This window comes from Agrobacterium salinitolerans, assembly GCF_002008225.1.
Lineage (GTDB): Bacteria > Pseudomonadota > Alphaproteobacteria > Rhizobiales > Rhizobiaceae > Agrobacterium > Agrobacterium salinitolerans.
Genome location: NZ_MRDH01000027.1, coordinates 217216 through 229494 on the forward strand (window position 1 = coordinate 217216; position 12279 = coordinate 229494).

A 12279-nucleotide genomic window follows, 5' to 3' on the forward strand; every position below is an offset into this window, starting at 1 on the left:
GGTGTCCTCCCTCTGTGTCTGTCAGTTTTCCGGCTCGAGCATGATCGTCGCGAGCGGTGGCAGGACGAGCATTGTCCCGATGTCTCCTCCGGCATCGACCGCCTGAACGCGCCCGCCATTTCCCTTGCCGCTGCCGCCATAAATTTCGGCATCGGTGTTGAGAATCTCCCTCCATCGCCCCGCCTGGGGCAGCGGCACATAATAGTTTTCCCGATAGACCGGTGTCAGATTGCAGATGACCGCCACCGGTTTTTCGCCGGGCGCCGTGCGCAGCCAGGCAAAGACGGAGTTCTCGTGATCATCGACCACCAGCCAGCGGAAGCCGTCGGGTTCGCAATCGCGGGCGTGCAGGGCGGCTTTGGATCGATAGGTGAGGTTGAGATCGCGCACGAGGCGGCGCATGCCCTCATGCATCGGATATTGGCGCAGGTTCCAGTCGAGCGAACCCTTCTCGCTCCACTCGCTCCACTGCGCGAATTCCTGCCCCATGAACAGCAGCTTCTTGCCGGGATAACCCCACATGAAGCCGTAATAGGACCGCAGATTGGCGAATTTCTGCCAGTCATCGCCGGACATTTTGGCGATCAGCGATCCTTTGCCGTGCACAACCTCGTCGTGGGACAGCGGCAGCACGAAATTTTCGGTGAAGGCGTAAAGCAGGCCGAAGGTCAGCTCCTGATGGTGGAACTTGCGATGCACCGGCTCACGCGAGAAATAACTGAGCGTGTCGTGCATGAAGCCCATATTCCACTTGAAACCGAAACCGAGGCCGCCCTCGTGGACGGGCTGCGATACTTTCGGCCAGGAGGTGGATTCCTCGGCAATGGTCATGACGCCCGGATGGGTGCCGTAGACGAGGGAATTCATCTTCTGCAGGAAGCGGACGGATTCCAGGTTCTCGCGCCCGCCATATTCGTTGGGGATCCACTCGCCTTCCTTGCGGGAATAATCGAGATAGAGCATCGAGGCGACCGCATCGACACGCAGGCCGTCGAGATGGAATTTCTCGGCCCAATAAAGCGCGTTGTTGATGAGGTAGGACATCACCTCGACGCGGCCGAAATTGTAGATGGCCGTGTTCCAGTCGGGATGGAAACCCTGGCGCGGATCGGCATGTTCGTAAAGCGCGGTGCCATCGAACCAGCGCAACCCGTGCTCGTCGGTCGGAAAATGCGCGGGAACCCAATCGAGCAGAACACCGATGCCGACCTTATGGGCGCCGTTGACGAAACGGGCGAAACCTTCCGGATCGCCGAAACGGGCAGTCGGGGCGTAAAGGCCAGTGGTCTGATAACCCCAGGAAGGGTCATAGGGATGTTCGGTGATCGGCAGGAACTCGATGTGGGTGAAGCCCATATCCGTGCAATAGGGAATGAGCTCGGCGGCCAGTTCGTCCCAGCTCAGGAACGTGCCGTCCTCGCGCCGCCGCCAGGAGCCGGCATGCACCTCATAGATACTGATAGGCTGGCGGCGCTGGTCCACCTGCGCCCAATGTTCCCGATGGGCCTGGTCTTCCCATTCCTGGGTGAGTTCAGGCGCGGTAACGGAGGCGTTCTTCGGCCGCAACTCGGCGCGCCGCGCATAGGGGTCCGCCTTCAGCGGCAGGAGCTCGCCGTTTGCGCCGAGGATTTCGAACTTGTAGGCGCAGCCGGCATAGACGTCAGGCGCGAAGATTTCCCAGATGCCGGTATCCTTGCGGAAACGCATGACATGCCGTCGGCCATCCCAATTGTTGAAATCGCCGACAACGGAAACGCGCCGCGCATTGGGCGCCCAGACGGCGAAGTGGAAACCCTCGACGCCCTCGAGCTTCAGCGGATGCGCGCCCATCCTGTCGAAGAGCCGCAGATGCGATCCTTCGCGAACGAAATAATCGTCCATCGGTCCGAGAACCGGGCCGAAACTGTAAGGGTCGGTCACCGCCCATTCGGCATCGTCGCGGCTGGCGCGATACCGCACCGGTTGGCGCTTTGAAAGATCGATCCGGCCTTCGAAAAAGCCGTCGGGATCGAGCCGCTTTAATTCGCCCACGAAGTTTCCGTCCAGCGTCAGGACGGAAACCTCCTCGGCGCCGGGAATGAAACAGCGGGCGGAAAATCCTTCCGGCGTTTCGTGAACGCCGAGAAGGGCAAAGGGATTGGAATGCAAACCGCTCTTGATCGCCTCGATTTCAGCCTTCGTGATATCGCCAGTCTTTTTCTCTTCGGCCGAATTGAGCGGTTTTTTCATCAGGCTCTCCAGATCTCGGTGGCGTATTGGCGGATCGTCCTGTCGGACGAGAACCAGCCCATACGCGCCGTGTTGCGCACTGTCTTGGCATACCAGCTGTTCGGATCGCTCCAGATCGCGTCCACCTCGCGCTGTGCATTGGCATAGGCGTCGAAGTCGGCGGCGACCATGAACCAGTCGCTGTTATAGATACCGTCGATCAGGCCGGCGAAACGAGAGCGGTCATCCGGCGAGAAGACGCCGGAGGCGATGGAGGACAGCGCCTGCGACAACTCCGCCGATCCTTCGATGATCGCGCGGGGATTGTGGCCTTCGGCGCGCGCCTTGGCCACTTCATCCGCCGTCATTCCGAAGATGACGATATTCTCCGCGCCGACATGATCGCGCATTTCGACATTTGCGCCATCGAGCGTGCCGATGGTGAGCGCGCCGTTGAGTGCGAATTTCATATTGCCGGTGCCGGAGGCTTCCATGCCGGCCGTCGATATTTGTTCGGAAAGATCGGCGGCGGGAACCATGATTTCGGCCAGCGAGACATTGTAGTTCGGAATAAACACCACTTTCAGAAGCCCGCGCACGGCCGGATCGTTGTTGATGACCCGGGCAATATCATTGGCAAGCTTGATGATCAGCTTCGCGTTATGATAACTCGGCGCCGCCTTGCCTGCGAAGAACTTAACGCGCGGCACCCAATCCAGTTCCGGGTGGGAGCGGATCTGGTCGTAAAGCGCGACCGTCTCCACGAGGTTCAAAAGCTGGCGCTTATATTCATGGATACGTTTGATCTGGATGTCGAACATGGCCGAAGGGTCGACGCGGATGCCCATGCGCTGCGCTACCGTATTGGCAAGCCGCACCTTGTTCAGACGTTTCACCTCGGCGAATTTTTCGCGGAAACCGGCATCGTCGGCGAAACGGTCGAGTGCTGTCAGCTTTTCCGCATCGTCGAGGAAATCGTCGCCGATCGCCTCGCGCAGCAGGCTGGTGAGGCCCGGATTGCACTGCATCAGCCAGCGGCGCGGCGTAATGCCATTGGTCTTGTTGTTGATACGGTCAGGGTAAAGGCTGTGCAGATCGGCAAAGACCGTTTCCTTCATCAGATCGGTATGAAGGGCGGAAACGCCGTTGATGGAATGTGAGCCGATAAAGGCGAGATTGCCCATGCGCACGCGACGCTCGCCGCCTTCGTCGATCAGCGAGATCGAACGGATCTGCTGATCCGCCATCTTCTTTTCCTTGCGGGCGAAAAGCAGCGTGTTGGCGTTGATCGCATAGACGATCTGCATATGTCTTGGCAAAAGACGCTCGAGCAGCGGCACCGGCCAGCTTTCCAGCGCCTCCGGCAAAAGCGTGTGGTTGGTGTAGGAGAAGGTGCCCTGCGTGATCTTCCACGCCTCCTCGAATTCCAGACCGTGCACATCGCACAGAAGACGCATCATTTCGGCGATGGAGATCGCCGGATGCGTGTCGTTGAGCTGGATCGAGACCTTCTCGGGCAGCGAAGTGAAGTCCGGATATTGCTGCAGGTGACGGCGCAGAATGTCCTGCAGCGAGGCGGAGGAGAAGAAGAACTCCTGTCTGAGGCGCAGTTCCTGACCGGCCGGCGTCGCGTCGGCAGGGTAGAGAACCCGTGTCAGGCTTTCCGCCTTGTTGCTCTCGCGCAATGCGCCGATATGGTCGCCGGCGTTGAAGGCGGCCAGTAGAATGGGGTCGATCGGCTGCGCGGACCAGAGGCGGAGCGTATTGACGCGGGTGCCGCGCCAGCCGACGACCGGCGTGTCATAGGCCATGGCGATCACGCGTTCGGCCGGTTTCCAGACGAAACGCTGCGGATCTTCATAACCGCCGATCGTCTCCACCGATCCGCCGAAGCCGATTTCATAAGAGCTTTCGCGTCGCTCGAATTCCCAGGGGTTGCCATGCGCAAGCCAGGTTTCCGGCAGTTCCACCTGCCATCCATCCGCCATCTGCTGGCGGAAGAGGCCGTGCACGTAACGGATGCCGTAGCCATAGGCGGGAATGTCGACGGTCGCCATGGATTCCATGAAACAGGCGGCTAGACGGCCAAGGCCGCCATTGCCGAGTGCGGCATCCGGCTCCAGCCCGGCGATAACGTCAAGATCGACGCCGAGCGAGGACAGCGCATCGCGAATTTCATGCATCAGGCCGATATTGGAGATGGCGTCGCGCATCAGGCGGCCGATCAGGAATTCCAGCGACAGATAATAAACGCGCTTGGAATTGTTGGCATAGGCCTTGCGGGTGGATTCCATCCACTTGTCGATGATGCGGTCGCGCACGACGAGGATGGTTGCGGTCAGCCAGTCATGGGGCTTGGCGACCTTGACGTCCTTGCCGATGCGATAGGTCAGTCGTTCGATGATTTCCGCGGCCATGATTTCCGGGTTGGAACTGCGCGGGGCGGGGCGGGGAAGATCGGCGGTGTTGAGGTTATTGATCATTGGTCGGTCAGCACCTTGGTGGGAGGAGAGGGTCTGAGAGGTCGATCCGTGTTGCCTTTGCTGATGCCAGTTTATGCATCGATATGGAGGTGTGGCAACAGCAATTTTCGCGGAAAGTTGAGCGGCTTAGGATTATGAAAAATAAGACCTTTTCTTCCGCATCCCAAGGATCGCGCAAGGCATTGCCGGCCCTTTATCCGCCGTTACCGAAAAGGTTTGCGTGGTCATTGCGATGCCGGGCATCGTTCAAAAAAGGGAAAGAGGCTGCAACACTTTTAAATGGTTCACCGGTCCTGAAATCTGTTTCGCTCAATGTATCCTGTTTTAAACACCGGGCCGAAAACCGCTTAGCGGGTTCGGTCTGATACTTAGGATCACACACTAGCCTTCGCGGCTGTAACAATTCAATGAAAATAAATCGGCCTTCGCCGCAGCCGCACCTGTTGCCGGTGGCGGCGGCGTGAACCGGGCGATATCGCCGTGTTCACCCGAGGCAAAAAGGCCGCGTCATCATTTCCCCGGCGCGGATCGTTACGCAGGTATTGGGTGGAACGGCGCACCATGGGGTGCAATCAAACGAAAAGGGCTCTGAACTCAGCGCAATACCCTCTTCCAACCCACGCCAGTAGAGCGTCGGTGGTTTGTCATCGCTAGACCAGCGGAAGGCATGCACGCAATCGCCGTCCATCAGCACGGCGCTGAAGCGCAGGGCGGAGGAGACGCCCGCTGCGATCATCTTTTCCTGACAGAGGCGAAGCGCGGTGGAAATGGCGCGTACCGGATCGGCATCAAGGCCGAGGCCGGCGGCGATGAGGAAAATAGCTTCGCTGTCGCCGGTGCCGCGCCGGGATGCATAGATATCATCGGGAATAAGGGAGTCGATATCGCGCCTTATCTGCTCGTAACCGCCGATCTGGCCGTTATGCATGAAGAGATATTGCCCATGCGCAAATGGGTGGCAATTGGCGCGGGATACTTCGCCCGACGTGGCGGAGCGGACATGGGCCATGAACATGCCCGAACGAAGCTGGTGACAGAGTGCCGCGAGGTTGGCATCCGACCAGGCGGGTCTGGTATCGCGAAAGACGCCGGGCGTTCCGCGTTCGCCATACCAGCCAAGGCCGCAACCATCGCCATTGACGACGGTTTTCGCTTCCCTTGCGGCCATGGACTGGCTGACCAGCGATGCTTCCGGCTCGATCAGCAGGCTGTCGAGCCAGACGGGTTTACCGGAATAGGCAAAGAGGCGGCACATTCATGCGGCTCTGTTCAGGGCCTTGTTTCCGAGCGCGAAGCCAACGGCGGCCTTCGCGTGAATTGCGGTCGAATCGTAACCCGGCAGCGGCAGGGCATCGGGATCGATCAGCAGCGAAATCTCGGTGCAGCCAAGAATGACGGAATCGACGCCAAGTGCGCGGGCCTTCTCGATGACCGCGAGATAGCGCTCGCGCGAGCAGGACTTGATTTCGCCCCGGCAGAGTTCGCCGAAGATGATGTCGTGGATCGCAGCCCGGTCTTCCGCATCGGGCACGATCACTTCGACGCCATGGCGGCGCATGCGCTCGGTGTAAAAACCATGTTCCATCGTGTAGCGGGTGGCGAGCAGAAGCGGCTTGCGGCGTCCGTCCGCTTTCAGGGCAGCGGCGGTTTCGTCTATGATATCGATAAGCGCCACGCCGGACATTTTCGCTACGGTTTCAGCGACAAGATGCATGGTGTTGGTGCAGATCAGCACGCAATCGGCGCCCGCATTGGCAAGGCGCGCACCGGCAGCACCCAGAAGTGCGCCTGCCTCATCCCAGCGATCGGCCTTTTGAAGGGCGACGACCTCGGAAAAATCGAGCGAATGCATGACGATGTCGGCCGAAACCAGCCCGCCGCGGCTGTCGCGCACGGCCTCATTGATCATGCGGTAATAGGTTGCGGTGGATTCCCAGCTCATGCCGCCGATCAGGCCGATCCGTTTCATAAGAGTTCCCTTATCGAGTTTGATTGAAAATAAGAATGCCATCGTCGGGGCGAAAACGGCATGCGTTTTTGCAAGGATTTCACGATATATATGCAAAATCAGGGCGTTCTTTCTATGAAGATCGCAAATTTATTGCGCTATTGCGTTAACCTGTGCATTCTTTAACGATGATTGATGATCGCGACCGCCGAATCCTTGCGATTCTCCAGGAAAATGCAGAAACGCCGCTCGCCGACATTGCGGAGGAAGTGGCGCTGTCGCTATCCGCCTGTTCGCGGCGCATCACGCGGCTGCGGGCGGAAGGTTATGTGACGGGTACGATGGCGCTTCTCGACCGTCGCAAGATCAACTTGCCGACCACGGTTTTCCTGCTGGTCAGAACCGGCCTGCATGCGGAGGACTGGCTGGACCGGTTCCATGCCGCCGTCAGCACCATACCCGAAATTGTCGAGGTTCACCGGCTGACCGGCAATTTCGACTATATTCTGAAACTGGTGCTGCCGAATGTCGAATATTACGACACGATCTACAAACAGATCCTGCGCCGCGTCGAGCTTTACGACATGTCCGCCTATATCTCCATGGAGACGGTGAAGCTGTCGTCTTCGCTGCCGACGACACATATCTGAGTGTTCGTCGGGCCTTGATCAGCGCGCCGCCTTAAAACGGACGCCAAAGCGAAAGCTTCGCGTCTCGCCGGCTTGCAGCGTAATCGCATCCGCGAGTTCCGGTTGGTTGAAGGCGTTGGTCGGCGTTTCCACCGGTTCGAGCGCGATGGATTGCCGCCTGCCGCGTGCAAGCGTATCGCCGGTGAAGACATGCATGTGCCCGCGCTCCTGCCAAACCGTCAGGCTCGAACCGTCGTGGTGGTTTTCCAGCCTCGTCTCGTAAAGCCCGTTTTCGGATGCGATGAGATCGGTGAAGCAGACATCGAGTACATGGCCGGACAGCGGTGCGTAAAGAAAGCGGGTGTCGTCCCGTTTGACCATCCCGCCCTGTGCGCCGCGAAGGGGGATCAGGTCCTCGTCTGTTTCAATCGCCGTTCGCGAGGGCAGCGTGAGGAGAAGATCGTCGATAGACGTCGTGCCGGGCAGGCGGAAATAGGGATGCCACCCGGCGGCGAAAGGCAGGGGCCGGTCATCGCGATTGATGCCGCGTATGTCGATGGTGACCTCATGGCCGGCGAAACGATATTCCACCTCGATGGCGAGACGGTAGGGATAACCCTCAAAATCCGCAGGCGCTATTTCGGCGCGGAAGACGAGAGTGTGAGCGCCGTGTTCCTCGAAAGACTGCGTAAGCGCGAAGGGCAGGGCTCTGGCAAATCCGTGGAAGACGAGGTCTTCATGGGCAAGCACCGGTTCAATGCGGTGCGCTTGTCCGTCAAAACTGAACTGGCCATCCGGGATGCGATTGGTGAAGGGTGCGAGAATGCCATTTCTCACGCCATTGTGCGATTGCATTTCGGCAGGCGTCGAATAGCCGTCGACAAGATTTTCGCCTTCGCCGCCATCGGTAGAGACCGGCCGCCAGCTTAGAAGCGTCGCGCCCTCATAAGCGACTTCGGCTGTGAAACCGTTTCCAGAAACGGTCACACCGGCAATCCCCGTGCCTGTCGTGGGGGTAGTCATCGGGAATTGTCCTTTGCATACATGCATCTGCGGTCATCGGGGCGACTGCCGTGCCGATTCGCCCGATCATCTTCGCTGACGGACAATTTCGCAATGGCCGTTAAGGGCCCGCAAGGGCCGTATCAATAGGCTCCGCCATTCCGGGTCCGCCGTGCAGTCAGTCCGGAAAAGTGCGTTTCGCGCCGCTGAAATATTCCATCAGCGCGGCCTGATCCTCCCCACCCAGCCCGGCCGCCGTCAGCATGCGGTGCACCTCGGCGCAAACGGCTGTCAGCGGCATGGCCGTGTTGGTGCGCCGGGCGAGATCCTGCGCGCCGTTCAGGTCTTTCACCATATTGTCGATGCGTCCGGTGCGGCGGTAATCTTTCGCCACATAACGCGGCATGTATTCCTGCAGGATGGCGCTGTCGGCGCGGCCGCCCTTCAGCGCCTGCGGTATCTTGGCGGCATCGACGCCGGCATCCAGCGCAAGCTGCGTTGCTTCCGCCACAGCAAGGAAATTCAACCCGCACAGAACCTGGTTGATGAGTTTCGTCGTCTGCCCTGCGCCACAGGGACCCATATGGGTGTAGTTGCTGGCCACATGCCGCAGCACGCGATGCGCATCGGCCACATCCTTGTCGCTGCCGCCGGCCATCAGCGTCAATTGCCCGATGAGCGCCTTGGGTGCACCGCCGGAAAGGGGGCTGTCCACCCAGCGCAGGCCTTTTCCCGCAGCGTCGGCCGCCAGTTCCTTCGTCGCTTCCGGATCGATGGAGGACATGTCGATGATCAGCGTGCCGGGTTTCGCCCCCGCCGCGACGCCATCCTTGCCAAAGACGGCGATGCGAACGATTTTCGGTGAATTGAGGCTGAGGATGACCACATCGGAAACCGAAGCCGCTTCCGCAGCCGTCCCCGCGCTCTGCGCGCCAAGGCTCGTCAGCGCCGCCACCTTTTCCGCATCCAGATCGAAAACCGTCAGCTGATTTCCGGTCTCGATGAGCCGTGTGCCGATCGCCCCGCCCATGGCGCCGGCGCCGATCAGGGCGACTTTGTTCTTCTCGGTCATGGTGTTCACGGCCTCCTCCCAAAGTGTCGTGGTGTCGTCGGTTCAAAACCGGATGGCGGCCGCAGCCGCCGGTCCGGTTTCGGTGTTTTAAAGCGAAGCGGTGATGCCGCCGTCGACATAGAGAATATGTCCGTTCACGAAGGACGAGGCATCGGACGACAGGAAGATGCAGGCGCCGACAAGCTCTTCGACCTTGCCCCAGCGACCGGCGGGCGTGCGCTTTTCAAGCCATGCCGAGAAGGTTTCGTCCGCCACCAGGGCCGCGTTGAGCGGCGTGTCGAAATAGCCGGGTGCGATGGCGTTGCATTGCAGGCCGTATTTGGCCCAGTCCGTCGCCATGCCTTTCGTCAGGTTGCCGACGGCCCCCTTGGTGGCGGTGTAGGGCGCGATGCCGGGGCGGGCAAGGGCGGTCTGCACGCTGGCGATGTTGATGATCTTGCCACGGCCACGGCCGATCATGTGGCGCGCGGCAGCCTGCCCGGCGTGGAACACCGAGGCGATGTTGGTCTGCAGCAGGCGCTCGAAGGCATCGGCTGGAAAATCCTCCAGCGGGGTGCGGTGCTGCATGCCGGCATTGTTGACCAGAATATCGATGGGGCCGACCTCCGCCTCGAAACCGTCGATGGCCTTGCGCACCGCTTCGTGATCGGTGGCGTCGAAGGCGAGTGTTTTCGCACCCTTGATGCCGGCGGCGGCGGCTTTCAACTTCGCCTCGTCACGCCCGTTCAGCACCACTTCCGCGCCCGCTTCAGAAAGCCCTTGCGCCAGCGCAAAGCCAATGCCCTGGGACGAACCCGTGATCAGGGCGCGGCGGCCGGAAAGATCGAACAAATTAAGGCCCACTGTTTCCTCCAGTCTCTCGACATTGCATTCGTACAGAATTATGTTATCGATAACATTCATCCCTTTCGGGCGTGGATGTCAAGGCTTAAACGCCCGCTCTCGGTACGGGCCGGGCGCGCGGGGAGGCCGCACGACGTGTAAATGCGCGGCAGGCGGCGGTGACAGGGATGCGGATTATTCGTCGCGCCATTCAGGCGCGATGTCGAGCGGGAGATATTTATGAGAGCGATTGTCGCCCATGGGGCAAAGGATGTGCGCATCGAGGAGCGGCCCGAGGAAGCGCCGGGGCCGGGAGAGGTGCGGCTTCGTCTGGTCCGGGGCGGAATTTGCGGCAGCGATCTGCACTATTACAACCATGGCGGCTTCGGCGCGGTGCGGCTTCGTGAACCCATGGTGCTCGGCCATGAGGTCTCCGCTGTCGTCGAAGAACTGGGCGAGGGCGTGGAAGGGCTGAAGGTCGGCGGTCTGGTTGCCGTTTCGCCGTCCCGCCCGTGCCGAACCTGCCGCTTTTGCCAGGAAGGCCTGCACAACCAGTGCCTCAACATGCGGTTTTATGGCAGCGCCATGCCTTTTCCGCATATTCAGGGCGCTTTCCGTGAGGTTCTGGTGGCCGACGCCCTGCAATGCGTGCCGGCCGATGGCCTGAGCGCTGGCGAGGCCGCCATGGCGGAGCCGCTGGCGGTGACGCTTCACGCCACGCGCCGCGCCGGCGATTTGCTGGGGAAACGCGTGCTTGTCACGGGTTGTGGACCCATCGGCATCCTGTCCATTCTGGCTGCGCGCCGGGCGGGTGCGGCGGAAATCGTCGCCACCGACCTTTCCGATTTCACGCTTGCCAAGGCGCGTGAGGCGGGTGCGGATCGTGTCATCAATAGCAAGGATGAGCCCGACGCACTTGCCGCTTATGGTTCGAACAAGGGAACTTTCGATGTTCTCTATGAATGCTCTGGCGCAGCCGTCGCACTTTCCGGCGGCATTACCGCGCTTCGTCCGCGCGGCATCATCGTCCAGCTCGGGCTTGGCGGCGATATGAGTCTGCCGATGATGGCGATCACCGCCAAGGAACTGGATCTGCGCGGCTCTTTCCGCTTCCACGAAGAATTTGCCACCGGCGTTGAATTGATGCGTAAGGGCCTGATCGACGTCAAACCGTTCATCACCCAGACCGTCGATCTCGCCGACGCCATCTCGGCTTTCCAATTCGCCTCGGATCGAAGCCGCGCCATGAAGGTGCAGATCGCTTTTTCGTAAGCGCGTTTCCCCGAAATAGCGGGCTGGCTTATTGAGTCGGTGGCGGAGCCTCCGCCACCAATTTCTTATTTGCCATCGTGGATCGCGTCATTCCGCCCTGAATGTTATCGGTATCATGGGCGTTCGCTGGGTTGTTGATGCTTCCTCGCCTCATTGTACGGCTGGTTTGCACATTTTGACGCAAGTCAAAAACGTGATTTGCCGCCTGCCGCTATTTGCGTTATCGAAGTTTCAGAAATTACTGAAAATTCAGGAAACGAAGAAATGCCGACCAACCTCTCGCCGCTCGTTCAGTCCTTCGTGCTGCATTTCGGTGAGATGGGCAGCCGTTGGGGCATCAACCGCACGGTCGGCCAAGTCTATGCTTTGCTCTATATTTCGCCGCAGCCGCTGTGTGCGGACGATATTGTGGAGGCCCTCGGTATTTCCCGTTCCAACGTGTCGATGAGCCTGAAGGAGTTACAGGCGTGGAACCTTGCAATTCTCAAGCATTTTCCCGGCGACCGGCGCGATTTTTTCACAACGCCTGACGATGTCTGGCAAATTCTCCGCACGCTTGCAGAAGAGCGCAAGAAACGCGAGATCGATCCCACGCTCAGCGTGCTGCGCGAAATTCTGATGGAAACGCCCGAAAACGAAGACGAGCGGCATGCGCAACAGCGCATCGATGAGATGAAAACGCTGATCGAGCAGCTGACCGACTGGTATGACGATGTGAAGCGGCTGGAGACGGAACGGCTGGCTTCGCTTCTCGCGCTCGGTTCGAAGGTCACGAAGTTTCTGGAGGCCAAGGACAAGATCGTCTCCCTCGCCAGACCCCGCGGCGCGAAGAAGGACGGGTGA

General features: G+C 59.9%; 10 protein-coding genes. 3 read left to right on the forward strand and 7 right to left on the reverse strand.

The window, feature by feature from the left end:
• Positions 1 to 21: 21 nt before the first annotated feature.
• The 4 genes from glgB to BS627_RS19380 form a co-directional block, all read right to left on the reverse strand.
• The gene (gene glgB, locus BS627_RS19360; protein ID WP_077984796.1) at positions 22 to 2229 is read right to left on the reverse strand and encodes a 1,4-alpha-glucan branching protein GlgB; all 2208 of its coding nucleotides are present in this window, start codon (positions 2227 to 2229) and stop codon (positions 22 to 24) included.
• A complete protein-coding gene (locus BS627_RS19365) occupies positions 2229 to 4691 on the reverse strand; it encodes a glycogen/starch/alpha-glucan phosphorylase (RefSeq protein ID WP_077984797.1) in 2463 nt (820 codons plus the stop codon). Before BS627_RS19365 ends, glgB begins: the two co-directional genes overlap by 1 nt.
• Positions 4692 to 5175: 484 nt before the next feature.
• Positions 5176 to 5946: a class II glutamine amidotransferase gene (locus tag BS627_RS19375; RefSeq protein WP_077984798.1), complete on the reverse strand. Its 771-nt coding sequence runs from the start codon at positions 5944 to 5946 to the stop codon at positions 5176 to 5178.
• A complete protein-coding gene (locus BS627_RS19380) occupies positions 5947 to 6660 on the reverse strand; it encodes an aspartate/glutamate racemase family protein (protein WP_077984859.1) in 714 nt (237 codons plus the stop codon). It abuts the gene before it with no gap.
• Positions 6661 to 6827: 167 nt separating this feature from the next.
• Here BS627_RS19380 and BS627_RS19385 point away from each other — a divergent pair, with 167 nt between their 5' ends.
• Positions 6828 to 7289, forward strand: coding sequence for an Lrp/AsnC family transcriptional regulator (locus tag BS627_RS19385; protein WP_077984799.1), 462 nt, complete (start codon positions 6828 to 6830; stop codon positions 7287 to 7289).
• Between the two features lie 18 nt (positions 7290 to 7307).
• On the opposite strand, the gene BS627_RS19390 is transcribed toward BS627_RS19385, so the two are convergent.
• The 3 genes from BS627_RS19390 to BS627_RS19400 all read right to left on the reverse strand — a co-directional run bounded on the left by BS627_RS19390 (position 7308) and on the right by BS627_RS19400 (position 10185).
• Positions 7308 to 8291 carry an aldose 1-epimerase gene (locus tag BS627_RS19390; protein ID WP_077984800.1) on the reverse strand — a complete coding sequence of 328 codons (984 nt, stop codon included), beginning with the start codon at positions 8289 to 8291 and terminating at the stop codon, positions 7308 to 7310.
• Positions 8292 to 8448: 157 nt separating this feature from the next.
• Entirely contained in the window at positions 8449 to 9342 is an 894-nt protein-coding gene (locus BS627_RS19395) for an NAD(P)-dependent oxidoreductase (protein ID WP_077984801.1), read from the reverse strand.
• A gap of 87 nt (positions 9343 to 9429) precedes the next feature.
• Positions 9430 to 10185 carry an SDR family oxidoreductase gene (locus tag BS627_RS19400; RefSeq protein ID WP_077984860.1) on the reverse strand — a complete coding sequence of 252 codons (756 nt, stop codon included), beginning with the start codon at positions 10183 to 10185 and terminating at the stop codon, positions 9430 to 9432.
• A gap of 219 nt (positions 10186 to 10404) precedes the next feature.
• Here BS627_RS19400 and BS627_RS19405 point away from each other — a divergent pair, with 219 nt between their 5' ends.
• Both BS627_RS19405 and BS627_RS19410 read left to right on the forward strand, forming a co-directional pair.
• Entirely contained in the window at positions 10405 to 11436 is a 1032-nt protein-coding gene (locus tag BS627_RS19405; protein ID WP_077984802.1) for an L-idonate 5-dehydrogenase, read from the forward strand.
• 264 nt (positions 11437 to 11700) lie between these two features.
• On the forward strand, positions 11701 to 12279 hold the full coding sequence (locus tag BS627_RS19410; RefSeq protein ID WP_077984803.1) for a GbsR/MarR family transcriptional regulator: 579 nt from the start codon (positions 11701 to 11703) through the stop codon (positions 12277 to 12279).